At 69.5% G+C, this 24250-nt stretch carries 22 protein-coding genes; 6 read left to right on the top strand and 16 right to left on the bottom strand.

All coding sequences use genetic code 11. The annotated features are described in order from the left end of the window. Positions 1–35: 35 nt before the first annotated feature. The 4 genes from OG811_RS25730 to glgX are packed head-to-tail and all read right to left on the bottom strand — an operon-like array spanning position 36 to position 6623. Complete coding sequence (locus tag OG811_RS25730) at positions 36–413, bottom strand: GntR family transcriptional regulator (protein ID WP_406069378.1); 378 nt, start codon at positions 411–413, stop codon at positions 36–38. 27 nt (positions 414–440) lie between these two features. Further along, entirely contained in the window at positions 441–2165 is a 1725-nt protein-coding gene (gene treZ / locus OG811_RS25725) for a malto-oligosyltrehalose trehalohydrolase (RefSeq protein WP_406069376.1), read from the bottom strand. Beyond that, on the bottom strand, positions 2165–4504 hold the full coding sequence (gene treY, locus OG811_RS25720; protein WP_406069374.1) for a malto-oligosyltrehalose synthase: 2340 nt from the start codon (positions 4502–4504) through the stop codon (positions 2165–2167). Before treY ends, treZ begins: the two co-directional genes overlap by 1 nt. Before the next feature lies 1 nt (position 4505). Further along, positions 4506–6623, bottom strand: a complete 2118-nt coding sequence (gene glgX, locus OG811_RS25715; RefSeq protein WP_406069372.1) for a glycogen debranching protein GlgX — start codon at positions 6621–6623, stop codon at positions 4506–4508. 335 nt (positions 6624–6958) lie between these two features. Here glgX and OG811_RS25710 point away from each other — a divergent pair, with 335 nt between their 5' ends. Together OG811_RS25710 and OG811_RS25705 are read left to right on the top strand one after the other, a co-directional pair. Then, entirely contained in the window at positions 6959–8422 is a 1464-nt protein-coding gene (locus OG811_RS25710) for a glycosyltransferase family 4 protein (RefSeq protein ID WP_406069370.1), read from the top strand. Positions 8423–8448: 26 nt separating this feature from the next. Continuing rightward, a complete protein-coding gene (locus OG811_RS25705; protein ID WP_406069369.1) occupies positions 8449–8904 on the top strand; it encodes an ArsR/SmtB family transcription factor in 456 nt (151 codons plus the stop codon). A gap of 175 nt (positions 8905–9079) precedes the next feature. Here OG811_RS25705 and OG811_RS25700 read toward each other — a convergent pair whose 3' ends face one another. The 4 genes from OG811_RS25700 to OG811_RS25685 form a co-directional block, all read right to left on the bottom strand. Further along, a complete protein-coding gene (locus tag OG811_RS25700) occupies positions 9080–9811 on the bottom strand; it encodes a glycosyltransferase (protein WP_406069367.1) in 732 nt (243 codons plus the stop codon). 13 nt (positions 9812–9824) lie between these two features. After that, complete coding sequence (locus OG811_RS25695) at positions 9825–10874, bottom strand: beta-N-acetylglucosaminidase domain-containing protein (protein ID WP_406069366.1); 1050 nt, start codon at positions 10872–10874, stop codon at positions 9825–9827. Next, on the bottom strand, positions 10874–11605 hold the full coding sequence (locus tag OG811_RS25690) for a hypothetical protein (protein WP_406069365.1): 732 nt from the start codon (positions 11603–11605) through the stop codon (positions 10874–10876). Before OG811_RS25690 ends, OG811_RS25695 begins: the two co-directional genes overlap by 1 nt. 164 nt (positions 11606–11769) lie before the next feature. Further along, positions 11770–11895, bottom strand: a complete 126-nt coding sequence (locus tag OG811_RS25685; protein ID WP_406069363.1) for a hypothetical protein — start codon at positions 11893–11895, stop codon at positions 11770–11772. Positions 11896–12074: 179 nt separating this feature from the next. Here OG811_RS25685 and OG811_RS25680 point away from each other — a divergent pair, with 179 nt between their 5' ends. Beyond that, the gene (locus tag OG811_RS25680) at positions 12075–12719 is read left to right on the top strand and encodes a maleylpyruvate isomerase N-terminal domain-containing protein (protein WP_406069362.1); all 645 of its coding nucleotides are present in this window, start codon (positions 12075–12077) and stop codon (positions 12717–12719) included. 176 nt (positions 12720–12895) lie between these two features. Here the strand turns inward: OG811_RS25680 and OG811_RS25675 are convergent, their stop codons facing one another. The 7 genes from OG811_RS25675 to OG811_RS25645 form a co-directional block, all read right to left on the bottom strand. Beyond that, positions 12896–14179 (bottom strand): citrate synthase, encoded by a 1284-nt coding sequence (locus tag OG811_RS25675; protein WP_406069360.1) that lies wholly within the window; start codon positions 14177–14179, stop codon positions 12896–12898. A gap of 174 nt (positions 14180–14353) precedes the next feature. Beyond that, entirely contained in the window at positions 14354–16384 is a 2031-nt protein-coding gene (locus OG811_RS25670) for a sulfatase-like hydrolase/transferase (protein ID WP_406075909.1), read from the bottom strand. Between the two features lie 16 nt (positions 16385–16400). Next, the gene (locus OG811_RS25665; protein WP_406075908.1) at positions 16401–17831 is read right to left on the bottom strand and encodes a class I SAM-dependent methyltransferase; all 1431 of its coding nucleotides are present in this window, start codon (positions 17829–17831) and stop codon (positions 16401–16403) included. Positions 17832–17848: 17 nt separating this feature from the next. Continuing rightward, positions 17849–17998 (bottom strand): hypothetical protein, encoded by a 150-nt coding sequence (locus tag OG811_RS25660; protein ID WP_406069359.1) that lies wholly within the window; start codon positions 17996–17998, stop codon positions 17849–17851. A gap of 358 nt (positions 17999–18356) precedes the next feature. Then, positions 18357–19862: a sensor histidine kinase gene (locus OG811_RS25655; RefSeq protein WP_406069357.1), complete on the bottom strand. Its 1506-nt coding sequence runs from the start codon at positions 19860–19862 to the stop codon at positions 18357–18359. Next, positions 19840–20586 carry a response regulator transcription factor gene (locus tag OG811_RS25650; protein WP_406069355.1) on the bottom strand — a complete coding sequence of 249 codons (747 nt, stop codon included), beginning with the start codon at positions 20584–20586 and terminating at the stop codon, positions 19840–19842. Before OG811_RS25650 ends, OG811_RS25655 begins: the two co-directional genes overlap by 23 nt. Before the next feature lie 113 nt (positions 20587–20699). Further along, the gene (locus tag OG811_RS25645) at positions 20700–20930 is read right to left on the bottom strand and encodes a hypothetical protein (RefSeq protein ID WP_406069353.1); all 231 of its coding nucleotides are present in this window, start codon (positions 20928–20930) and stop codon (positions 20700–20702) included. 200 nt (positions 20931–21130) lie between these two features. On the opposite strand from OG811_RS25645, the gene OG811_RS25640 reads away from it, so the two are divergent. The 3 genes from OG811_RS25640 to OG811_RS25630 all read left to right on the top strand — a co-directional run bounded on the left by OG811_RS25640 (position 21131) and on the right by OG811_RS25630 (position 23715). Beyond that, on the top strand, positions 21131–22078 hold the full coding sequence (locus OG811_RS25640) for a serine/threonine-protein kinase (RefSeq protein WP_406069352.1): 948 nt from the start codon (positions 21131–21133) through the stop codon (positions 22076–22078). Between the two features lie 69 nt (positions 22079–22147). Continuing rightward, on the top strand, positions 22148–22576 hold the full coding sequence (locus tag OG811_RS25635; protein WP_406069350.1) for an OsmC family protein: 429 nt from the start codon (positions 22148–22150) through the stop codon (positions 22574–22576). 290 nt (positions 22577–22866) lie between these two features. Continuing rightward, on the top strand, positions 22867–23715 hold the full coding sequence (locus OG811_RS25630; protein ID WP_406069348.1) for a hypothetical protein: 849 nt from the start codon (positions 22867–22869) through the stop codon (positions 23713–23715). On the opposite strand, the gene OG811_RS25625 is transcribed toward OG811_RS25630, so the two are convergent. Continuing rightward, a complete protein-coding gene (locus OG811_RS25625; RefSeq protein WP_406069346.1) occupies positions 23705–24217 on the bottom strand; it encodes an ATPase in 513 nt (170 codons plus the stop codon). The genes OG811_RS25630 and OG811_RS25625 overlap by 11 nt on opposite strands. Positions 24218–24250 lie beyond the last annotated feature (33 nt).

Raw genomic sequence — 24250 nt, 5'->3', positions numbered from 1 at the left:
GCTTCTGCCATGGCGTTTCGACGGCGTGCGAGTCGTCATCCTCCCCGGTCAGCCCTGTTGTTGACCACCTCGCCGATCTGGGCCTGTGGGAGGCCGAACTCGCGGTGGACCCTGGTGGGGTTGACCCGTTGTCCATGGCGTGATCGCTGCTCGACCGGCTGCGGGAGGTGCCGGACCCGCACCGGTTGCGGGGTCGTCGGCACCCGCTGCTGGTGATTCTGATCCTGGCTCCGCCTCGCCGGACGCGCCAACATCGCCCATGCCGCCGCGACCTGCATGACCGCAGCGACACCTTCGCCGTCTCCGCGACTTGCCCGAAACTCGGAGGTGAGGGCGCTTTCCGTCGGTAGAAGCGCTCCAGGCGGGATGCTGCCGCTCTCGATGCGTTCCCTGAGTTGATCGCCGAGCAGCACGACTGGCCGCCCTAACGCGACCAAAACTCACAAGGCCACGACGGCCGCAGTCTCGGCCGGCAGCTGGATCCGGTCCCGCATGACCGTGACCCCCTCCCCCGTCGCCAGCAGCACCCGCCGCGCCACCCCCGGCAACGACACCCCCTGCCCCCGCCCAGCCAGGTTCGCCACCACCAGCGTGTCCCCCCGCCGCATCAGCAAAAACTGGTCCCCATGCTGCACGGAAACGGCGTGCAACCGAGGATCAGACAGATCCGGAGAAGACCGACGCAAGGCAATCAACCGCTGGTAGAACGCCAACATCTCCCGATGCTCAGGCTTGTCCAGCTCCGCCCAGTCCAACCGCGACCGCACGAACGTCTCCGGATCCTGCGGATCGGGCACGTCCCCCTCAGCCCATCCGTGCGAGGCAAACTCCCGCCGCCGCCCCAGCGCCACCGCAGTAGCCAACTCAGGCTCCGGGTGCGAGGTGAAGAACTGCCACGGCGTAGAAGCCGCCCACTCCTCCCCCATGAACAACATGGGAGTGAACGGCGCGGTCAACAGCAGCACCGCCCCCACCCGCAGCATTGAAGGCGACAGCGAAGCCGAGATCCGATCCCCGGTAGCCCGGTTGCCGATCTGATCATGGTTCTGCAAGTAGGCCACCAACCGATGCCCAGGCACCCGCGAGTCCAGAGGCCGCCCATGGTGTCGGTTGCGGAAGCTGGACCAGGTCCCCGCGTGGAAGAACCCGCCGGTCAGCACGTCCGACAGCGTCTCCAAAGTGCCAAAGTCCCCGTAGTAGCCCTGCCGCTCCCCCGTCAGCAACGTGTGCAACGCGTGGTGCGCGTCGTCGTTCCACTGCGCGTGCAGCCCGAACCCACCAGCCTCCCGAGGCGTGATCAGCCGCGGATCGTTGAGGTCAGACTCGGCGATCAGCGACAACGGCCGCCCCAGGTGCGTCGACAAAGACTCCACCTCGATCGCCAACTCTTCGAGCAGCGACACCGCGCGGGTGTCGGGCAGGGCGTGCACGGCGTCCAGGCGCAGGCCGTCGACGTGGTAGTCGCGCAGCCACATGAGCACGCTGTCGATGATGTAGCGGCGTACCTCGTCGGAGTGCGGGCCGTCGAGGTTGACCGAGCGGCCCCAACTGTTGCTCTGCTCGGCGAGGTAGGGGCCGAACCGCGGCGCGTAGGCCCCGGAGGGCCCGAAATGGTTGTAGACGACGTCGAGGATCACCCCCAGCCCGTGGGCGTGGGCGGCGTCGACGAACCGTTTCAGGCCGTCGGGGCCGCCGTAGGGCTGGTGCGGGGCATACCAGCAGACGCCGTCGTACCCCCAGTTGTGTTCGCCGTTGAAGGCGTTGACCGGGAGCAGCTCGATCAGGTCGACGCCCAGGGAGACGAGGTGGTCGAGGCGGTCGATGGCCGCGTCGAAGGTGCCCTCCGGGGTGAAGGTGCCGATGTGCAGCTCGTAGAGGATGCTGCCGGGCAGTTGCCGGCCGGTCCACGAGCTGTCGGACCACGCGTAGGCGGCGTGGTCGTAGCGTCGGCTCGGCCCGTGCACACCAGCAGGTTGCCACGGCGACCGGGGGTCGGGCAGTGGGGTTTCGTCGTCGTTCAGCAGAAAGGAGTAGTCGAGGCCGGCATCGGGCACCTCGACCCGCCACCAGCCGTCGGTGGCGGCGCGCATCTCGTGGTCGGCGTCGCCCGCCAGGCGCAGCCGGACCCGGGTGGCGTCGGGCGCCCACACGGTGAATTCGGTCATCACGCAGCCTCCACGGAAGCGGTGGGAGGAGCCAGCAGTGCGACGGGATAGTCGGCGAGCAGATCGGCCAAAAGGGTCTCCCCGCCACTGTAGACCCGGCCAGTGAACAGGTCCTTCACCTCGTTAATGGGAAGCGACAGGACTGTGTCGCACCACCCGCCGATGCGGGCCAGGCCCAGCGGCAGGCGGGTCGCCACGGCGATCGCGCCACCCCGGTCGAACGCCACCACGTGCCGGCCGCCCGGTCCGTGCCCCGGCACCGACCGGTAGCCGGTGAACAGCTCCGGGTGCGCCCGCCGCAACCGCAGGGTCCGCGACACCACCAGCAGCTTCGCCGCGCCATCGGTGTCGATCGGGGGCCGCCAGCCGTCGTCCAGACGCGCCAGCATCTCCCGGCGTACGTCGAAGTCGACCGGGCGGCGGTTGTCGGGGTCGACGAGCGAGTTGTCCCACAGCTCGGTGCCCTGGTAGGTGTCCGGCACCCCGGGCATCGTGAGCTGCACCAGCTTCTGCCCGAGCGAGTTGCACCAGCCGGCCGGGGTGATCGCCGCCGCGAGTTCGGTCAGCTCGTCGTGCAGGCTCGGGTCGTCGTACATCAGGTCGACCACGGCGTGCAGCGCCTGCTCGAAGGCCAGGTCCGGGTCCGCCCAACTGGTCGAGGCCGCCGCTTCCCGGGCGGCCTTCTCGACGTACGCGTGCAGCCGCTCCCGTTCGATCGGCCACGCGCCGACGGCGGTCTGCCACAGCAGGTGGGCGAAGGCCGGGTCGGGCAGCGGAGCGTACTCCATCCAGGCCGTGACCTGCTCGCCCCAGCGTTGCGGCAGCTCGCTGAGCACGGCGAGGCGGGCCCGCACGTCCTCGCCGCGTTTGGTGTCGTGGGTGGAGAGGGTGGTCATGCTCACCGGCCAGCGGACCTGCCGGGCGGAGGCGAAGCGGTGGAACTCCGCCGGCGGCACCCCGAAGTGGGCGGGGCTGTCGCCGACCTCGTTCAGCGCGACGAACCGACTCCACCGGTAGAACGCGGTGTCCTCGACGCCCTTGGCCATCACAGCGCCGGTGAACTGCGGGAAGCGGCGAGCCAGCTCGTCGTCGGGGTCGCGCAGCCGGCGGGTGACCGCGTCCAGGGCGATGGCCAGGTCGGGTCGGCGACGCCCGGCCTCCGAGCGGGCGGCGGCGAGGTGCTGGTCGGCGTGCGGCGGGTAGCCCCGGTAGACGGCGAACGCGGCGGCCAGCTCGGCGAGCGCGGCTCGGGCCTGCTCGGGCGGCACCTCGGGGGCGAGCACGGCCAGCCGGGTCAGCTCGGCGGCGAGCAGTCGGGTGGCGGCGGCCAGCTTGGTCTCGTGGGTCAGGTCCTCCCAGGAGGTGTGGTGCCCGACGAGGCGGGTGTCCAGCACCGTGAAGTCGCCCTCCGCGTCGGGGTCGACGAAGAGCCCGCCGACTGCGGCGAGAGCGTCGTAGCCGGTCGTGCCGTCCACCGGCCAGTCCGGCAGCTCCTCCCCGTACTCCAGGATCTTCTCCACCACGAGCCAGGCCTGCGGCGCGGCAGCCCGCAACCGGGCCAGGTAGCCGGCGGGGTCGCGCAGGCCGTCCGGGTGGTCGACGCGGATGCCGTCGACCTCCCCGTCGGCGGTCCAGCGCAGGATCAGCTCGTGGGTGGCGGCGAACACCGCCGGGTCCTCCACGCGCAGCCCGGCCAGGCCGGAAACGGCAAAGAACCGGCGGTACGTCAGCTCGGCGTCACCCCGACGCCAGGAGACCAGCTCGTAGTGCTGCCGGTCGTGCACCTCCCCCGCGCTGCCGTCGCCGGTGCCGTCGGCGACCGGGAAGCGGTGCTCGTGGTAGCGCAGCTCCCCGTCGACCAGCTTGAGGTCGTCCAGGGCCGCCGGGTCGTCGGCCAGCACCGGCAGCAGCAGCCGGCCCCGGTCCCAGTCGATGTCAAACCAGTCGGCGTACGCCGAGTCGCGCCCCCGGCGCAGCACGTCCCACCAGGCCGGGTTGGCCGGCGGCACCGCGACACCGGCGTGGTTGGGCACGATGTCGACGATCAGCCCGAGCTTCTTGTCGCGCAGCGCGCGCAGCAGCCGCTGCCGAGCGGCCTCACCGCCCAGCTCGGGGTTGACCGTCCGGTGGTCGACCACGTCGTAGCCGTGCGCGGAGCCGGGGGTGGCGGCCAGCAGCGGGGCGCTGTAGAGGTGGCTGACGCCGAGGTCGGCGAGGTAGTCGAGGATCCCGGCGGCGGCGTCCAGGTCGAAGCCGGGGCGGACCTGCACGCGGTACGTGGTCCGGATGGGGTTGGTCTCGTCGGTCGTCGGCTTGTCGGTGTGAGGGGGCACCGCCATGTCAGATCGTCCTCTCCAACACCACGAGGGAACGGTCCGGCACCCGGATGGTGCCGCCCGCGCTGATCACCGAGGCGTCGTCCGGCTCGGGTTCGGCGGTGCTGATCACCCGTTCCCACTTCTGGCCATAATCGCTGCCCGGCATGGTGAACTCCAGCGGCGCGTCGTGGGCGTTGAAGCAGAGCAGAAACGACGTGTCGCGATGCTTCTGGCCGTACTGGCCGCGCTCGCGAATGCCCTCACCGTTGACGAACAACGCCACCGAGCGGCCGAAGTCGTTGCCCCAGTCGTCGCCGGTCATCTCCCGCCCGTCGGGGGTGTGCCAGGCCAGGTCGGGCAGCGGGGCGTCCACATTTCGCCCACCGACCGGCAGGCCGGTGAAAAACCGGCGGCGCCGGAACACCTGATGCCGCTTCCGGAACGCGGTCAGCGTCTGGACGAACTCCAGCAGCTGCTCGTCGACGTTGTCCCAGTCGACCCAGGCCAGCTCGCTGTCCTGGCAGTAGACGTTGTTGTTGCCGCGCTGGGTGCGGCCCAGCTCGTCGCCGTGCCCGATCATCGGCACGCCCTGGGAGAGGATCAGGGTGGCCAGGAAGTTACGCCGCTGCTTGGCCCGCAGGGCGAGCACCGCCTCGTCGTCGGTGTCACCCTCGACCCCACAGTTCCAGGAGCGGTTGTGGCTCTCGCCGTCCCGGTTGTCCTCGCCGTTGGCCTCGTTGTGCTTGTCGTTGTACGACACCAGGTCGTTGAGCGTGAACCCGTCGTGGACGGTGACGAAGTTGATGCTGTGGAACGGTCGACGGCCGTCGTCCTGGTAGAGGTCGGCGGAGCCGGAGATCCGGGACGCGAACTCGGCGAGGGTGGCCGGCTCACCACGCCAGAAGTCCCGCACGGTGTCGCGGTACTTGCCGTTCCACTCGGTCCACAGCGGCGGGAAGTTGCCCACCTGGTAGCCGCCGGGGCCGACATCCCACGGTTCGGCGATCAGCTTGACCTGACTGACCACCGGGTCCTGCTGCACCACCTCGAAGAAGGTGGACAGCCGGTCGACCTCGTAGAACTCGCGGGCCAGGGTGGCGGCCAGGTCGAAGCGGAAACCGTCGACGTGCATCTCGGTCACCCAGTACCGCAGCGAATCCATGATCAGTTGCAGGGAGTGCGGGCTGCGCACGTTGAGGCTGTTGCCGGTGCCCGTGTAGTCGACGAAGTAGCGGGGGTCCTCTTCACTGAGCCGGTAGTAGCTGGGGGCGTCCACGCCCTTGAAGCTCAGCGTCGGCCCGAGGTGGTTGCCCTCGGCGGTGTGGTTGTAGACCACGTCGAGGATCACCTCGATGCCGGCCGCGTGCAACGCCTTCACCATGCCCCGGAACTCCTGCACCTGCTGCCCGAGGTGGCCCAACGCCGAGTAGCCGTGGTGCGGGGCGAAGAAGCCGATGGTGTTGTAACCCCAGTAGTTGCGCAGCCCCAGATCGACGAGGCGGTTGTCGTGAATGAACTGGTGCACCGGCATCAGCTCGATCGCGGTCACCCCGAGCCGGGTCAGATAGTCGATCATCGGCGGGGAGGCGATGGCCGCGTACGTGCCGCGCAGTTCCTCCGGGATGTCCGGGTGGCGCATGGTCAGCCCGCGTACGTGCGCCTCGTAGATCACGGAGTGGTGATAAGGGATGCGCGGCGGCTTGTCGTTGCCCCAGTCGAAGTACGGGTTGACCACCACCGACTTCGGCATGAACGGCGCCGAGTCGGTCTCCGACATCCGCTCCGGCTCCGCCAGGTCATAGTCGTAGACCGCCGGGTCCCACGTCACATCACCGTCGATGGCCTTGGCGTACGGGTCGATCAGCAGCTTGTGCGGGTTGCAGCGCAGCCCGTTTGCCGGGTCGTACGGGCCGTGCACCCGGTAGCCGTAACGCTGGCCCGGCTCGATGCCCGGCAGGTAGGCGTGCCACACGTAGGCGTCCACCTCGCGCAGCTCGACGCGGCGCTCCGCGCCGGTGTCCCCCTCGCCAAAGAGGCAGAGCTCGATCCGTTCGGCCACCTCGGAGAAGATGGCGAAGTTGGTGCCCATCCCGTCGTGGGTGGCGCCCAGGGGGTACCGCTCGCCCGGCCAGACCTGCATGTCGCTCCTTCAGACCATGGTCATGTGCGCACTGCACCACGAGCACACCGGCGGAGGCCGCCCGCGCGCAGGCGGTAATTGCCCCCGGCCCTGGCGCGCCAATCCATCCTTCCAGGAGGTGACCGGAATCGACCTGTCTGATCCGCGCTACACCCTCAGGTGTCCTCCGTCACCTTGCCCCGTTTCGTGGTGCGTTCTTGGGCTCGATGCCTTTTCCTTGACGGGGGGACAAGTTGTCCGCGCGTGCCCCGCCAGGCCCTCGGCCACCCCTTACACCCTCTCGCTCCGCCGCCATCGACGCCGGCGCGCACCACCACGCATGGACGGAGATTGATGTGACGACCCTGCGGGTCGACGAGCAGCTCGCTGCCACCAAGGACCGGACCCACCGGCCCACCCTGACCTCCCGGCCTCAGCTCCCGACCCAGCCCGGCCTTCCCGCGCAGTCCGGTCTTGCCGCGCAGCCCGGCGCGGTCGTGCCGACGCAGTCCGGCCCCGGGGTTTCCCCGCAGACCCGCCGCATCCTCATGTTGTCCTGGGAGTACCCGCCGGTGCTCGTCGGCGGCCTCGGCCGACACGTCCACGCCCTCTCCGTCGCCCTCGCCGCCGCCGGCCACGAGATCACCGTCGTCACCCGCCACAGCGACGGCGCACCCCTCGAGGAATACGCCGACGGCGTCCGCATCCTGCGCGCCCCCGAAGACCCCGTCACCTTCCCCCTCGCCACCGACTCCCTACTGGCCTGGACCATGGCCTTCAACCACACCCTCACCCGCACCGCACTACGCGCCACCCAGGCCAGCTCATACGACGTCATCCACGCCCACGACTGGCTCGTCGCCCACACCGCGATGACGTTGCGCGACCACCTGGACATCCCGCTGGTCAGCACGATCCACGCCACCGAGGCGGGGCGGCACCAGGGCTGGCTGCCCGAGGAGATGAACCGCACCATCCACGGCGTCGAGCAGTGGCTCAGCAGCGAGTCCGGCCGGGTGATCGTCTGCTCCGGTTACATGCGCGACGAGGTGAGCGCACTGTTCGGCGTGCCGGGCGGGCGGGTCGACGTGGTCGCCAACGGTGTGGAGCCGCACCGCTGGCGGGTGCCCGCCCAGGCGGTGGCCGCCGCCCGCGCCCGGTTCGCCGGGGACGGCCCGCTGGTCACCTTCGCCGGGCGACTGGTATACGAAAAGGGCGTGCAGCACCTGCTCGCCGCGCTGCCTCGGCTGCGCGAGCGGCACCCTGGCCTGCGCGCCGTGATCGCCGGCGACGGCCCGTACCGCGCCGAGTTGGAGGCCGAGGTGCACCGCCGTGGCCTGGGCGGCATGGTCGCCATGCCGGGCTTCCTGGGCGGCACCGACCTGCCGGCGTTGATGGCCGCGTCCGACTGCTTCGCGGTGCCGAGCATCTACGAGCCGTTCGGCATGGTGGCCCTGGAGGGCGCCGCGGCCGGCGCACCCCTCGCCGTCGCCGCCACCGGCGGCCTCGCGGAGATCGTCGAGCCGGGCGTGACCGGGATGACCTTCCGCCCGCACGACCCCGACGGGCTGACCGACGCCGTGGACGCGCTGCTGTCCGATCCCAACCACGCCCGCGTCATGGCCCGCCATGCCCGCCGAATGGTCCACGACCAGTACGGCTGGTCGGCGATCGCCCAGCGCACCGCTGCCAGCTACGCCGCCGCCATCGCCACCGACGCCGCGTTCACCGCCCAGCGCGCCGAGCAGCGCATGTCCCAGGGCCGCGCCCTCCCGGCGCTCACCGAGGGCAACCTGCTCGCCGCCGCCGGCCTGCGCTGATCGACTCTCACCTCGCCGACGTCGGGGTGTCCCTGCGATGGGACATCCCGACGGCTTTTGCAAATGGTCTTTTGCGCAAGCGAGTATTTGCCTTAGGGTGGGGTCGCTCACTCGCGACATCCAGCCCCGATCTCGACTCGGCCTTTGCCGCTCTCGGCGACCCCGTCCGTCGCGCCCTGGTGACGCGTCTCGCGCAGAGTGACGCGACGGTGGGAGAGCTCGCCGAACCGTTCGACCTGACCCCACAGGCGATCTCCCACCACGTCGGGGTCCTGCGGCGCTGCGGCCTGGTCGAGCAGCGACGCGAAGGCACCAGACGCCCCTGCCGGCTTCGAGCCGATCAGCTGTCGTTGCTCAGCAGCTGGATCGACGACCAGCGTCGCGCCTGGGACGACCGGCTCGACGCCCTTGAACAACATCTCAGCGGCGGCGCTGAATCGACCGCCCGCGCGGAGCTCGATGGCGGCGGAGCGGTCCGATGACCGGCGCCCGCGCGAAACTCCGTGGCGGAGCGGTCCGATGAATGCCCGCGCGGAGCTCCGTGGCGACGAACTGATCGGTCTACACCGCGATCTGTGGGAGCACCTGCCCCAGAACTCGGGTTCGTCACCCAACTCATGCCCTGGTCAAGATCCCACCGAATGCTCTTGATTCAGGTCAGGCCACGCGACCATTTCTGGACGCTACCCGCCACGCGTCGTTCATCATCCTGAGCAACAACAGGAGAGACTCCACCGGCCCTAGCTTTGCTCGAATGTCGCGCCACACAACGGGGCACGCCGCGATTGTCATGCCGGCTTTTTTGGCGAGGTAGATCAATTCAGCGTCGAAGCTGTAGCCGTCAGTTGATACATTTCTGACGATTGACCTCAGTGAGGTCCCAAGGGCCATCTTCATGCAACACTGGGTGTCGCGTACTTCAGGCAGCAGAACCACGCGGGTGAACATATTGAATATTCGGCTGGTGACGCGTCTGCTGCGCGTCGCATTTCCAATAACTATAGATCCAGGATGCCGCCGGTCACCGATGGCGAGCGTGGCGTTGTTCTCAGTGACGATCTGGAATGCCAGCCCAATCGACGACGGCTCCACTGGTAGATCCGCATCGGTATAGGCGACGTAAATGCCCGCGGACTCGGTAATGCCCGTTCGCAGCGCGGCGCCTTTTCCTAACCTGAGGGGATGTCGGATAAGGGTGACCCTGTTGTCTTCAACAAGAGTGAGGTGTGTGCCGTCAGTACTGCCGTCGTCCACGACCAGGATCTCGTACTGCTCTACGAGGCCCTCCAGATACCGGCTCAATATTGTGATGGTGGAAGGGAGGTGCCTAGCCTCGTTATGAGCTGGAAGGACGATGGAGATCGTCGGCGACCCATGGTAAAGATTCATCCGGGCTCCCTCCTCAAGTCGACGGAGCTTGATCGAGCCACGTCCTCAATTCCAGAGCGTATGGAGACTTCTTGCCCTTGAGGGCCAAACCGATCGCTTCGTCTATAGATGGCCACAGTCTATCTCTGTGGTCAAGTCTGGTGATATTCGACCAAACAACCTCACCTACATCCAACCCCAGAGTCTCGATACAAACGGTATGAGTGATATCACTCCAGTCGCTGCCACTCGATTGGATCGCCCGCATCGCTGAGATGATCGGTATTTCCGATAGTCGAAGCTGCCTCATGGGGTTGAAGGCGACCATATCGAAGCCGCCGAGAGTTTGCTGCACGTCCTCTATTTGCGGGATCAACCGCAAGCGGCTTTCGTAACCGCGGCCGTCGTTGACAGGAAAGTTGTACCAGAGGGCCGGCTTGCGCTGATATTGCTCTGTTACCCTTTCCACGGCCCCACGACTAATGCGATCACTCATGATCGTAGGACCACTCCAAAATATCGAAACGCTGGCGCCAATCTGCGACAAGGCCTGTCGATAGCGGTCTCTTTCGAAGTCGGAGATGCCGATTTCGCTCACATCGTCCGCATAGAGCGTTGGGCATACCACAATTTGCATCGTCGAGCCGAAGGATGACGAGATCGCATGAACGATCTCTACCTGGATATCGGCTAACAAGTGACGGCCTAGTAGTGGTGCGCCGTCGAACCGCAGGAGCAGTGTCTTGATATCACCAATAAAGTCCGCGTTCTTTAGGCTTTCCACAATGACCGAGATGTCACGTGACGAGCGGACGAGCGCTTCCTCGAAAAAGGCAGAAATGCCTAGTGCCAGTCCAGTGGACCTTGAAATCGGGGCCAACCGAGAGATTTCCTTGTCGCTGTTCCGAGAAAACGCGACAAGAGCGGACTTGTGCTCTAGGTGAGGTCTGGACCCCAGCAGGTAGAACGCTAGCCCTTCCCGTGCGAGGTGTTCTACGAATAGCACTCGCTCGTCACTGGACCAACTCGCACCCTTTGTTGCCTCGACGATGCCAAGAGGGGCGCCTCGGTGTTCAGTGGTCATTATTCCAAATTCCTTGTTAGTGAATGTACTATCCTGGACGTGGCGATATCGCGTTCGGCAACGTCGGCGCGAATAAGCGTGCAGTGATGAGCTGAGCGGCCAACCTTACGGATTGACCGCTTGAACTCTCGCGATGAGAGCGTCCTCGCTGCGGCTAGAGTTCCCACACGTAGAGAACCGCAGATGATGGTCACACGCTTCTTCGAGTCGGCTGGGTTCGGAAAGGTGTATATAACGCCGAAATCGGTGACTATCTGCGTTCCGTCCAGAACTGGCGTCGAAGGCTCGTAGCCTGCGACCACAACGGTATAGGCATCAAATTTCACCAATTCCTTTCCTTGTGCCTCAAGTGCGCGCAAGGCAGCCTTGCTGAAAGAGTTTACATAAGGCCCTCCAACGAAGATGCAATCCCTCTTGCTGGTCGCGGAAGAGTCAACCTCCTCGACTGTTGCGACCGTGACACGGCTGGAGGAATTGTAATTCAAAGCCTCTAAGGAAACCTCCAGCATGGCTGCGACGTCACCCGCACGAATGATTCGGTTGACGTCCCCGATTGCCGCTTGACTTCCACAAACAACCAGTGTCTCACCGCGCGGGGAGAAGATAATAAATTCGCCGAGCCCTCGGAGTCTTCTTACCATCCATTCGCGTTGGCGATAAAGGTAACCGAGCGCGAATGCAATTGGCGCCGCGAGGACGTTGGCCAGTAGACCAAGGATCCAATTCCCCATCGTTGTCCCTCTCGGGAGCGCTCTTCTCCGGCTATCGGACGTGGCCATTCTAGTCGAATGCCGCAAATGATTGGTCAGACACTAGGGCGGGTTGCCGAGTGAACAACCTTCGATTCGTATAGCTTTGCGAAGTCCCAGAGCTAATGTAGCGTTTCGTAACGTGGTTAGGCGAGATCGCCGCGCCCTAATACTGCAACGGCAGTGGCAGGTTTCGGGCTGCTGTTGACGTCGTCGGTGCCGATGAGGACCAGTTGGTCGTCGCGGGTGGCGCCCATGCTGGTGGTGATCATGTCGTCGTTGCGGCTCGCGCGACCATAGCCCACATCCCCGGTGGTCCAACCACACCCGCTGGAATTTGGGGCAAGCCAGGCTTACAGGGTCGGCCTCTGAGTCCGGGCTCTTGAAGCCGGCGCCTGAGTTCGGGCTTGCGAGTTCGGCGCTGACCGGCCGAGCCTGTCAGGATGTGCGGATGCCTCGTCCTGTCGATGCCCTGGATGCCGCCTTCCCGATCGCCGCCTCGATCGCGCTGGACCTGATCCGGCGCCCCGAGGTCTCCGAGCAGTGGTCGAGCCCGAGCGCGCTGCCGCACCTGTCCGTGGGAGCCCTGGCGTGCCACCTGGGGCGTCAGGCGGTACGGGCGGCGGAGCTACTACCGACGCCGACCGACCTGCCGCTCCTGGAGTCCGCCGACGGCCACTACGAGCGGGCCGCGTGGGTCACCGAGGGATCTCCCGACGAGGCCTCGGTCGCCTCAGGTCCAGACGAAGCCGAAGCCGTACGAGGGCCGGCAGACCTGCACGCCCGCTCCGCCCTCGCGCTGCAGGAGGTCGGCGACCTGCTCTCGCGAGGGGCCGCCCGTGACGTCGTTCCGATCCCGTGGCAGGGCTGGTCCCTGCGGCGCAGCGAGTTCCTGCTGACCCGCCAGTTGGAGATCGTGGTCCACTCCGACGACCTCGCCGTGAGCGTCGGCGTGCCCACGCCAACGTTCCCGGCGGAAGTCTTCGACCCCGTACGCGACCTGCTGGTACGGCTGGCCGCGCACCGCCACGGCCAGTCCGCGCTGATCAGCGCACTGAGCCGCAGCGAGCGAGCACAGGACATTTCCGCCTTCTGACCCCTCGCGCGGGCCCTCGGCTTGATCGACTCCGTTTCCTTGAAGTCGCGGCATCCCAGCCACCGGATAGCCCGGCTTCAAGGAATCCGAGTCGATCGAGGCCGGGCGCCGGGAAAGGCATCAGGCCGCCGACCCGGGTGGGGTCGACGGCCTGACGGTGGTGCGAAAAGCGGAGGTCAGCGCTCGGCGAAGGGGATGTAGTCCCGCTCGGCGGAGCCGACGTAGACCTGCCGCGGCCGGCCGATCTTGGTCTCCGGGTCGTTGATCATCTCGCGCCACTGGGCGATCCAGCCGGGGAGCCGGCCTAGCGCGAAGAGCACCGTGAACATTTTCGTCGGGAAGCCCATGGCCTTGTAGATCAGGCCGGTGTAGAAGTCCACGTTCGGGTAGAGCCGACGGGAGACGAAGAAGTCGTCGGCGAGCGCGATCTCCTCCAGCTGCATGGCGATGTCCAGCAGCGGGTCCGGCTTGGCCATCCGGCCCAGCACGTCCTGCGCGGCCTTCTGGACGATCGCCGCCCGCGGGTCGTAGTTCTTGTAGACCCGGTGGCCGAAGCCCATCAGCTTGACGCCGTCTTCCTTGTCCTTGACCTTGCGGACGAAGGACCGGACGTCGCCACCCTCAGTGTTGATCTTCTGGAGCATCTCCAGCACCGCCTGGTTGGCGCCGCCGTGCAGCGGGCCGAACAGCGCGTTCACGCCGGCGGAGACCGAGGCGAACAGGTTGGCGTTGCTGGAGCCGACCAGCCGCACGGTCGATGTGGAGCAGTTCTGCTCGTGGTCGGCGTGCAGGACGAAGAGCATGTCCAGCACCTTCGAAATCACCGGGTCGACCTCGTACGGCTCCGCCGGCACGCCGAACGTCATCCGCAGCAGGTTGTCCACGTACCCGAGCGAGTTGTCCGGGTAGAGCAGCGGCTGCCCGATGGACTTCTTGTACGCGTACGAGGCGATGGTGGGCACCTTCGCCATCAGCCGGACCGTGGAGATCTCCACGTGCTCGGAGTCGAACGGGTCCAGGCTGTCCTGGTAGAAGGTGGACAGGGCGCTCACCGCGGACGAGAGCACCGCCATCGGGTGGGCGTCACGGGGGAAGCCGTCGAAGAAGCGGCGCATCTCCTCGTGCAGCAGCGAGTGCCGCCGAATCCACTCGGTGAACTCGGTCAGCTGCTGCTCGGTCGGCAACTCACCGTAGATGAGCAGGTACGAGACCTCCAGGAAGGAGGACTTCTCGGCCAGCTGCTCGATCGGGTATCCCCGGTAACGGAGGATCCCCGCGTCGCCGTCGATGTAGGTGATCGCGGATGAGGCAGCCGCGGTGTTGACGAAACCGGGGTCGTACGTGGTCATCCCGGCTTCTTTCAGCAGCTTGCTCACCCCGATACCGGCGGGGCCCTCGACCGCAGGATGTACCGGCATCGACAGCTGCCCACCGGGGTGATCGAGCTTGACTTCCGTCATGTGGTTCCTCGCTTCGCCGGCAGATCTACGTTGAATTGCCTTCGCTTCTACCGTAATTGCGGCTCGGGGGACAACGCCCGCCGTGGTTCGCCGGTGAGGCATGCGTCACCCGATTCCCGACCAGGCCGACGGCAAACCCGGCATTCCGGCACCCGGGACGGATCTGAGACCAGGTCAGGACAGCGCGAGGCGTCGCAGCGTACCGTCCGTCGCGACCTGGAAAACGTCGAGCTGGTTGGTGCCGGCGTGGAACAGCTTGTCGTCGGTGAGCAGTGCGGCGAACCGGCGTCCGCCGGGGTCGGCCGGCACCACCGGGACAACGGCCCCGATCCGGCCGTTGACGGCCACCGCCAGCAGCGTGCCGTCCGGGATCCGGTCCGGAACGTCCCCCCAGACGAGCGCCGGGAGGGTGCCGGTGTCCGGATCCATGGCCGCGAAGGCGTCCAGGTCGGCGACCCGGGCACTGCCCCCGGCCGGGCCGGCGCGCACGTCGGTGCCGACCAGAGGGTGCGGCGTCGGCAGCGGCGGCGGGGCGGGCACCCCGCCCGGGAAGGTGACCGGTTCGCCGGGGCGGTCGTAGAAGTGCTTCGTGCCGTCGGTGCGCGGGGCCTGCCGGGCGGAGCGGCCGTCGACCCGCCAGGGCAACCGGATGTTGGCCTCGTCGGCCACGGTCGGCAGCAGGTCGACGTGCTCCCAGTTGCGGTCGTCCACCCGGCCGGTCTGCTGCTGGGGCTCCTTGACGAACATCGGTACCCAGGCGACCTCGCCGGCGGCGGCCTTGAGGGCGTCCATGCCCCGGCCCTGGGCCCCGGGGCGGAAGCTGACCCCGTGGTCGGCGGTCACCACGACGAGAGCCTGGTCGTAGAGGCCGCTCGCGCGCAGGGTCCGCAGTGTCTCGCCGATCAGCCGGTCGGTGTAGCCGAGCTGGGCGAGGTGCCGCTGCCGGGCCAGCTCGACCCAGCCGGTGCCGTCGTTGGGCAGGTCGTCGGGGGCGTCGTAGCGCGCCCCGGACGGCAGGTACGCCCACGGCGAGTGCGGCATCAGCAGGTGCAGGAAGTGCAGCGTGGGCCGGGTTGTCGGCTTCAGCCCGGCCAGGAAGCTGGTGAAGCGGGCCGGCTGGTTGTCGTCCAGGCTGTCCCAGCGGAACTTCGGGTCGGCCGGCACCGGCTCGGCGGCGTCCAGGCCGGCCTCGGCCCGGGTCTGCTCCCGGTAGGAGTCCTCCGGGTCGACCCGGGTGGGCGTCGGCCCGGCGACCTGGCCGAGCAGCTTGCCGGTTTCCCGGACCAGCACGCCGAGCCCCTGCTGCGGGGTGACCGGCTGCTCACAGCGGCTGGGCGGGCACAGCCGGGTGATGCTCTCCTCGGCGCGGATGTCGTACAGGCCGCCGAAGGCGGTGAAGATGTTGTCCGGGTACTGCGAGTAGTGCGGGGCGACCGACCGCGCCGGGTAGCGGCCGGTGAGCATCGCGGGCAGCGCGTTCGGGGTCCACCCGCTGACCCCGGTGGCGTTGCGGTACCAGGTCGAGCCGTCGGCCAACTCGGCGAAATGGGGGTACCGGGTCGCGTCGATCCGCCCGTCGGCGCCGAGCAGGCTGACCAGCGGCAGCTCGTCGAGGATCAGCATGACGACCGGCGGGTGCAGGCCCGCGCCCTGCGCGGTGCCGGCCGCGCCGCCGTCGCCGCGCGGCAGCACCACCACCGAGGTGGGCGAGGCGAGCAGGAACAGCGTCACGAAGGCCACCGGCCCGGCGGCGGCCAGTCGCAGCACCCGGCCCGGCGCCCGCCACCGCCGGTGTGCGGCCGCGCCGGCGGCTCCGGCCAGCAGGGCCACCAGCAGCAGCGGTACGCCCCGAAGCGGTGTCACGTGTCGGCCCACCTGCACGGCCAGGGCGGCGAGCAGCAGCCCGACCAGCCCGGTGTGGGTGAGGGCGCGGGCGGTTCGGCCGGCCAGTCGGCTGAGCGCGCCGAGCAGTGCCACTCCGACCGTGGGCACCACTGCCACGAGGGCGACCAGCAGCAGGATCTGGGTCGGGTCGGCGCGGTGGAACAGGAAGAAGTCGGGGCTGCGGCCGAGCACGTCCAGCAGTGGCTGGGTGACCACCAGCCCGACCAGCGCGACCACCTCCAGCAGCCGGCTCAACTCGACCCGCCAGCCCCGGTCCCACCGCGCGAGGGCCGGGCGCGTCCGGTCGTCCGGCGCTGGCAGGCCGGCGGCGGCCGGTTCAGCCACCTGTCACCGTCCGATAGAGCGTGCGGGTGCCCGAGGGCAGTTCCAGCCGGTCGGTGATCCGACCCCGGGCGGCGAGCAGCGTCTCGAAGGCGTCGCGCCGGTAGTCCGGGAAGAGGCCGGCGGGCTTGTTGGCGAGCAGCCGAGTTGCCATCGGATCTTCCGGGTGGACGAACTCCACCACCAGCGCGCCGCCCGGCACGGTGAGCCCGGCCAGCCAGTCGATGACCTCCGGCAGCGGCACGTTGCGTCCGATCGCCAGGTGGTGCACCACAGCCAGGGCGAGCACCACGTCGGCGGACGCCCGCTCGGCGAAGCCGGCCCGCTCGACGCCCCGCCAGCCGCCACCCGGTGACGGGTCGGCCAGGTCCAGCACCAGCGGCAGGATTCGCCGCTGCCCCTCGGACCGCAGCTGTCGGTACAGCTCGTCGACCACGGCCGGGTCCTGCTCGACGGCGACCACGTAGTCGGCGTGCCCAGCCGCCAACCGGGAGTACCGGCCGTCGTTGGCACCGAGGTCGAGCACCAGGCGGGGGCGAGCGCCAGCGGCTACGGCGGCAGCCACGAACTGCTCCTTCGCCACCCGATCCCGTGCGGAGTATCCGCAGGTGCGCTGGTAGTCCGACCAGTGGCTCTCTGCCGGACGACGGTCCAGCCGGCGGACCAGCTTTTCGATGCCGCGTACGGTCGCCAGCAGCAGTTCCCGGGAGAAGCCGGCGGCCCGCAGTTGGTCGCGGACGTCGCTGGTGCTGGTGGCGGCGTTGCGTTGCTGCATGGCGCCGTGCAGGTGCAGGTGGGTCAGCACGCCGGGGCGCAGCCGGCGGGCCCCGGCGAAGAGCGGCCGCAGTTCGTCGGCCTCGATGCCGTCAACGCGGGCGCGTAGCCAGGGCTGGAAGTCGACGCCCAGGTGGGCGGTGAGCATCAGCGGGTAGAGCACGGTCTGGCAGAACTGTCGGTAGCCGGCCCACGGTTCGCCGTCGCGTACCGGCTCGAAGGAGCCGATGTCGATGAAGACCGGCTCGGCGCCACGCCACTGCAGGTTGTACGCCGAGCCGTCCTTGGTGGTGAAGCCGTCGGTGAGCGCGGCGCGCAGGATCTCCAGGTGCAGCAGCGCGGCGTCGCGCAGCATGCTGAACGACCACTCGTACGGGTGGGAGACGAACGGGATGCGCTCGTGGCGCAGCACGGCGGCCCACGGGGCCCCGGCCGCGACGGGCACCAGTGCCGGTGGGGCGTCCTCGGTGGCGCAGACCTTGCGTGCGGTGACGAGCGCCGGGAAGAACGTGCTGCCGGTGAGCGCCCGCCAGTGCTCGGCGGCCTGCCTGTCCAGCCCGCGCAGCACCTCGTCGCCGACGTGGAAGACCCGGTTGGCCGGGTCGCGGAAGGAGGCCGGCTCGGGCCGTACCTCCGTGGGTGAGATCGCCATCGCCGGGACTGGCCCGCTCACCGCTGGTCGGTCGGTTGCCGGCGGAACCGGTCGGCCAGGCGTCGCCAGTAGAGCTTGGCAGCGACCGCGGCACCGGCCACCCCGCCGACCATCGCCTGCACGATCAGGCTGCCGGACCCCGCGTCCAGGTAGGCCAGATGTCTCACTGATCGCTCCTTGCCCTCGCCCGTCTCGACACCGGCGAATCCGGGTGTGCAGCGGCGAGGCTTTTGACCCAGAAGGCCGGACTTATTCCTCACCGTACGCTGATCGTCATCCGTGTACCGGGCACATCGGCGGACTCCCAGCCTGGTCACAGAATGCGACGAGGTGCCCGGCGCTCCGCCCAGGCGTGCAGGCCGCCCCGAGCACCGGCACCGCCGAGACCAAGCGCCGCTCCGCCACAACCCAGACCCCGTCGATCTTGCACTTTCGGGCGCCGGAACGCCCCTTTCGCGCGTCATGTCTAGGCAGTAAGTGCAAGATCGACGGAGCCGAGCGGGCTGGCGCGACGTTGTGCGCGAACTATGCGTCAGCTGTGGGATTCGGCAACCGGACCGTGAACACCGTCCGACCCGGACGGCTGTCCACCCCGACCGTGCCGTGGTGGGCCTCCACCACGGCCGCGACGATCGCCAGGCCGAGGCCGGTGCTGCCGTGCGCCCTCGACCGGGAGCTGTCGCCCCGGGCGAACCGCTCGAACATCTCCGGTTGCAGCTGCGCCGGCACGCCGGGCCCGTCGTCGACGACGGTGAGCACGGCGCTGTCTGCGTCGATGGCCAGCGTGGTGGTGACCGTGCTGCCCGGCGGGGTGTGCACCCGGGCGTTGGTCAGCAGGTTCGCCACCACCTGGTGCAGCCGAGCGGCGTCGCCGGGCACCCGGATCGCCACCTCGGGCAGATTGAGCTGCCAGCGGTGTTCGGGGCCGGCGACGTGCGCGTCGCTGACCGCGTCCACCACCAGGGCGGTCAGGTCCACCGGGTCCGCCGCGAGCGGCCGGCCGGAGTCCAGCCGGGCCAGCAGCAGCAGGTCGTCGACGAGGCTGGTCATCCGGGTGCTCTCCGACTCCACCCGTCGTAGCGCGTGCGCCACGTCGGCGGGGACCTCGTCGCGGCCGCGCCGGGCAACCTCGGCATAGCCGCGGATCGCCGCGAGGGGCGTCCGCAACTCGTGGCTGGCGTCGGCGACGAACTGGCGTACCCGCGTCTCGCTGGCCTGCCGGGCGGCCAGCGCGTCGGCGACGTGGCCCAGCATCCGGTTCAGGGCCGCGCCGACCTGGCCGACCTCGGTACGCGCATCGGTGTCCGCGGCCGGGACCCGGACGGCGAGCGCCACCTCGCCGCGGTCCAGGGGCAGCTCGGTGACCCGGGTGGCGGTGGCGGCCACCCGGTTGAGTGGGCGCAGCGTGGCCCGGACGATCAGCGCGCCGGCGGCTCCGGCGATGACCAGCCCGACGGCGGCCACCCCGCCCTGGGCGGCGACCATCCACCAGACGGTCTCCTGCACGCCGGCCAGCGGGATCGCGACGACGCGTACCCCGCCGTCGCGAAACTGCCGGGCCACGGCCCGGTAGTCACCGCGGGCGCCGAGGTCGACGGTGCGCGGTTCGGCACCGACCGGCAGGTCCGCCAGTGTGGCGACCTCCCCGACCGGGACGGACTGCTCGTCGGGGAACGGATCGTCGCTGGACGGGCTGTTGGTCAGGGTCCGCGCGCTCGTCACCCGGCCGTCGGTGATCTCGGCGACCACCGAGCCGGACGGCAACCCGAGTGGGACGCCCGGTCCGTTGCCCGGGAAGGCCGGCCGCCCCGGACGGTCGCCCCGCATGGCCGTCGCGGGAGCCAGTTGGGCGTCGAGCCGGTCGATCAGGAAGTGCCGCAGCGCCACAGTGGTGAGGCCACCGATGGCGACGCTGACCAACGCCAGCAGCGCGACCAGGGCAAACACCAGTCGGGTACGCAGGGAGCGGCCGGCCAGCCACCGACGGGCGGCCCGCACCGGGCGGCGCTTACTCGGCGGGCTTGAGGACATAGCCCGCGCCACGCAGCGTGTGGATCATCGGCGCCCGACCGGCGTCGATCTTCTTACGCAGGTACGAGATGTACAGCTCGACCACGTTGGCCTGGCCGCCGAAGTCGTAGTCCCACACCCGATCGAGGATCTGCGCCTTGCTGAGCACCCGGCGCGGGTTGCGCATCAGGTAGCGCAGCAGCTCGAACTCCGTCGCGGTGAGGGTGATCAGTTGGCCGTCGCGGCGTACCTCGTGGCTGTCCTCGTCGAGGCTGAGGTCACCGACGGTGAGGACCGCGTCCTCCCGGGCGGCGACCGCGAAGCCGGAGCGGCGCAGCAGCGCGCGCAGCCGGGCGATCACCTCCTCCAGGCTGAACGGCTTGGTGACGTAGTCGTCGCCGCCGACGGTCAGGCCGGCGATGCGTTCCTCGACCGCGTCGCGGGCGGTCAGGAAGAGCACCGGCACGGTGGGGGCGTGCTCGCGCAGCCGGCGCAGCACCTGGAAGCCGTCCAGGTCGGGCAGCATCACGTCGAGCACCACGGCGTCCGGCTGGAACTGCCGGGCCGCGCTCAACGCCGCCATGCCGTTGCCCGCGCTGCGGACCTGCCAGCCCTCGTAGCGCAACGCCATCGACAGCAGGTCGGTGAGCGTCGGTTCGTCGTCGACCACCAGCACCCGGACGGGTTCGCCGTCGGGGCGGCGCAGCTCGATCCGGCCCGGCGCGGCCTGCCCGTTCACGACCATGTCCCCATCGTGGCCGCGACGTCTGTGCCGCGCCCCTGCGGGAGCTGTGTGCCAGCTGTGCGGCCCGGCCGACGCGACGCCGGCGTCACCACCTCCTCAGCCCCGCCTCGTGGTCACTCGGACACCCCGTACGCGTCGGTGCGCAGGAACCGCATGCTCCAGCCGCCCGCGTCGTCGGGCCGGTCGCGTTCGTAGAGGTGGTCGGGGCCGGGCTGCACCGGACCGGTGCCATCCGGGTGCCGCATGATCCAACGCTGTGGTGGAGCGCCGTCCGACCCGGCCGGCAGCAGCCGGACCAGGCCGTCCGCGGGGCCGCCGACGAAGCGTACGGTTACCTCGCTCATCGCAGCACTCCCTCGGGTGACCGGGCCGACACAATCGGTGACATCAGCTCTGGCTCGCAAGCTACCGCAACCTGCGCCGTGCCGCAGCGGGTGCGCGGGGCCGGGCCGCTCTCGAATCCCGCGCCGGTTTGCCCAGCTCGGAGCCCGGGTACCGCGACCGGAGCACCCGCAGCGGGCGGGACGAGGGCGAGGAGTGGTCGATGCGCACGCTGGACGGGCGGTACCAGCTCGAGCAGCGCATCGGAGTGGGCGGAATGTCCGAGGTGTGGCGGGCGCACGACCAGGTGCTGGACCGGCCGGTCGCGGTGAAGCTCATCCTGCCCGGTCCGGACGACCAGGACGGCCCGGTGGACCGGATCCGGGCGGAGGCCCGGTCGGCGGCCCGCCTGGTGCACCCGAACGTGGCGAGCGTGCACGACTTCGGCACCTCCTCGACGTGGCCCGGCCGCCCGATGCCCTACATCGTGATGGAGCTGGCCGAGGGTGAGACGCTCGCCGCGCACCTGCGCGCCGGGCCGCTGGACTGGCGAATCTCGGTGCGGGTCTGCGCGGAGGTCGCCGCGGCCCTGGCCGCCGCGCACGCGGAGGGCATCGTGCACCGTGACGTCAAGCCCGCCAACGTCATACTCACTCCGGCGGGGGTGAAGGTGCTCGACTTCGGCATCGCCGTCCCCGCCGGCGCACCGGACCCGATGCCCACGGGGATCGTGCTGGGCACCCCGGCGTACCTCGCGCCCGAACAGCTGGACGGGGTGCCGGCCACGCCAGCCGCCGACATGTACGCCCTCGGCGTCCTGCTCTACTACTGCCTCACCGCCCGTCTGCCGTACGACGCGGTCACCACCCACGAACTGCTCGGCGTACGCCGCCGTCAGCCACCGCAGCCGCTGCCCGAGATCGACGGGCTCCCGCCGGAGGTGGCCGAGTTGTGCCACTCCTGCCTCGCCGACGGCCCCGAGCAGCGCCCGACCAGCCTGATCGCGGCGCTGGTGCTGGCCGAGGCCGTGGACGCCCGGGTGTACGTGCCGATGACCATCCCGACGGCCCGCCGGCCGGCTCCGATATCCCCGTGGACCGAACGCGCCGCGACGGAGGCCACCGAGGCGGTGCCGGTGCTCGACGAGCCGAACCGCGCCTCCGGGCGCTGACCGTACGGTCCACGGCGTTTCGCGAGGCGGCGGCCGGGTAGCCGACCCGGTGAGCGACGGGAGAACGCGATGCCGGATCAGAGTTCCTGGCTGCGTGAGGCCACAGCGACCGCCGAGGGCGGTCACGTACGCACCGACGACGGCGGACTCTCCACTGCGCTGGCCTCGCCGCTGGCGGCGCACTGCACGGGGCTGAGACCTGAGCAGTTGCTGGCCGCGGCCTTCGCCTCGTGCCTGCATCACGCGGCGGTGGAGGTGGCCGGGGAGATCACCGACGAAGCGCACACGGTCCAGGTGCGGGCGGCGGCGAAGCTGGGGCGCGACGACGACGGCCGGTACCGGGCCGACGTGCACGCGGAGATCTCCTCGGCGGGCCTGAGCCGAGATCAGCTGGCCGACCTGGTCGAGTACGCCGACCGGCTCTGGCCGTTTTCCAGCGGCGACGCCAGCCGCCACCGACTGACCGTCACGCCAGCGGAGAACGGCCGACACTACTGACGCAGGGACGCACTCCATCCCCGAAACCAGGTGGTGCGCTGGCGGCCGTTTGGTGGGGCTGGCATCGGTCGTATGGCTGACCGTGCAGGGGTGCGCGGATTCCGCGTGGAGCGCCGGACGGGGCGACCGTTATGCCAGGCGAATCGGGAATAACCGGCTCGCCCGTTCGGTGAAGTTGATGAGAGTCGCTCCACTTTTACCCCTTGAAGTCGGGCTGATCGGGGCAACTTGTGACGCATACCACCGTACGGGCCGATGGCATCGAGCATTCAACTCTTTAGTTTCGGCGGGTGGATCCCGACGACCCCGCCGACCAGAAGCTGACCGACGCGCACCCGGACACCCGTTCGGACGACGGCGCATCAACCGAACAGACGATTGGCCGTCACCGCGTCCCCGAGCCGCCCCGGCGCCCTCTGCTGAGCTCGACCCCGGTCCGGGTGGCCCTGGCCGCCGGTGTCACCTGCTGCCTCAGCCTCGTCACGGTCGCCAGCTCCCCCGGCAACGACGACACGCCCCGCACGCTGCAGCCGCTCGCCGAGGCGGTGGCCGACCGTGCCACCATCGCCGACGAGCGCGCCTCCCGGTCGCTGGACCGCGACGCCGCCCCGGCACGCGTGCTCCCCAGCCCGACGGCGAAGCCCACAGCCGCCCCCACCGCCGCACGTAAGGCGCCCAAAAAGCCGGTCAAGCCCCTCCGACCCCGACCGGTCGCCGGCCTCGACCAGGCACAGATGGACAACGCGAAAATCATCGTGGATGTCGGCCTGGAGCTGAAGATGCCGCGCCGCGCCCTGGTGGTGGCACTGGCGACCGCCATGCAGGAGAGCAACCTCTACAACCTGGCCAGCGACGTCCTCCCGGAGTCGGCTGGCTACCCCAACCAGGGCAGCGGCTCCGACCACGACTCGGTCGGGCTGTTCCAGCAGCGGCCCAGCAGCGGCTGGGGCACGGTGGCCGAGCTGATGCGCCCGTCGTACGCCGCCCGGGCCTTCTACACCGCGCTCAACGAGATCCCCGGCTGGCAGAACATGAGCGTCACCGCCGCCGCCCAGTCCGTGCAGATCTCCGCATACCCCGACGCGTACGCCCAGCACGAGCCGCGGGCGACCACCGTCGCGGCGGCGCTCACCTCCTGAGCCGGGCGCCCCCGTCGGCCTCAGCGACAGCCGGACGGCGCCCCGGCACGCCGGCAGCCGCGGTCGGGGTGTCGGCGGGCACCTGATCCACCTCCACCTGGCTGAGGATCTCGTCCACCCGCGCCTCGCGTCGCCGACGGGCGTACAGCGCCGCCTCGAAGTCGCGCCGGGCCTGCACGGCTTCCGTGTACGCCCGCTCACGCACCTGCCGTGCCTCTTCGCGGGCCTCGTCCAGCTCGAAGCGAGCCTGGGCCAGGATCTCCGCGGCCTCGCGGCGCACCGCGTCACCGGCGTGCCGGCTGCCGGTGGCGTCGCCCAGGTCCAGCCGCTGCAGGAGCCCGCTGAGCCAGGCCGCCTCCTGGCGGATCTCGTCCCACTCCCGGGCCGCCCCGGCCGCTCCCTGCGCCCGCGTCGCGAGCCGGGACAACCGGATCCCCAGCTCATCCAGGCAGGAATCCACCTGCCGCTGGTCGTAACCGGTCTCAACGACGGAGAACCTCATACTGTCGCCCCCAGGCAGCTGCTGTTACTTCCC

This window comes from Micromonospora sp. NBC_01638 (assembly GCF_045209745.1).
GTDB lineage: Bacteria > Actinomycetota > Actinomycetes > Mycobacteriales > Micromonosporaceae > Micromonospora.
This window is presented reverse-complemented; position numbering and strand designations above follow the sequence as displayed.

Excerpts from the sequence above, each read along its gene's own strand:
- OG811_RS25645 (WP_406069353.1), bottom strand. The coding sequence starts at position 20,930 with ATGAGCGAGGTAACCGTACGCTTCGTCGGCGGCCCCGCGGACGGCCTG.
- OG811_RS25665 (WP_406075908.1), bottom strand. The coding sequence starts at position 17,831 with ATGGCGATCTCACCCACGGAGGTACGGCCCGAGCCGGCCTCCTTCCGC.
- OG811_RS25625 (WP_406069346.1), bottom strand. The coding sequence starts at position 24,217 with ATGAGGTTCTCCGTCGTTGAGACCGGTTACGACCAGCGGCAGGTGGAT.
- OG811_RS25685 (WP_406069363.1), bottom strand. The coding sequence starts at position 11,895 with ATGATCACCACCAGCATGGGCGCCACCCGCGACGACCAACTGGTCCTC.
- treZ (WP_406069376.1), bottom strand. The coding sequence starts at position 2,165 with ATGACCGAATTCACCGTGTGGGCGCCCGACGCCACCCGGGTCCGGCTG.
- treY (WP_406069374.1), bottom strand. The coding sequence starts at position 4,504 with ATGGCGGTGCCCCCTCACACCGACAAGCCGACGACCGACGAGACCAAC.
- OG811_RS25640 (WP_406069352.1), top strand. The coding sequence starts at position 21,131 with ATGCGCACGCTGGACGGGCGGTACCAGCTCGAGCAGCGCATCGGAGTG.
- glgX (WP_406069372.1), bottom strand. The coding sequence starts at position 6,623 with ATGCAGGTCTGGCCGGGCGAGCGGTACCCCCTGGGCGCCACCCACGAC.
- OG811_RS25675 (WP_406069360.1), bottom strand. The coding sequence starts at position 14,179 with ATGACGGAAGTCAAGCTCGATCACCCCGGTGGGCAGCTGTCGATGCCG.
- OG811_RS25695 (WP_406069366.1), bottom strand. The coding sequence starts at position 10,874 with ATGACCACTGAACACCGAGGCGCCCCTCTTGGCATCGTCGAGGCAACA.
- OG811_RS25635 (WP_406069350.1), top strand. The coding sequence starts at position 22,148 with ATGCCGGATCAGAGTTCCTGGCTGCGTGAGGCCACAGCGACCGCCGAG.
- OG811_RS25680 (WP_406069362.1), top strand. The coding sequence starts at position 12,075 with ATGCCTCGTCCTGTCGATGCCCTGGATGCCGCCTTCCCGATCGCCGCC.
- OG811_RS25690 (WP_406069365.1), bottom strand. The coding sequence starts at position 11,605 with ATGGGGAATTGGATCCTTGGTCTACTGGCCAACGTCCTCGCGGCGCCA.
- OG811_RS25700 (WP_406069367.1), bottom strand. The coding sequence starts at position 9,811 with ATGAATCTTTACCATGGGTCGCCGACGATCTCCATCGTCCTTCCAGCT.
- OG811_RS25655 (WP_406069357.1), bottom strand. The coding sequence starts at position 19,862 with ATGTCCTCAAGCCCGCCGAGTAAGCGCCGCCCGGTGCGGGCCGCCCGT.
- OG811_RS25650 (WP_406069355.1), bottom strand. The coding sequence starts at position 20,586 with ATGGTCGTGAACGGGCAGGCCGCGCCGGGCCGGATCGAGCTGCGCCGC.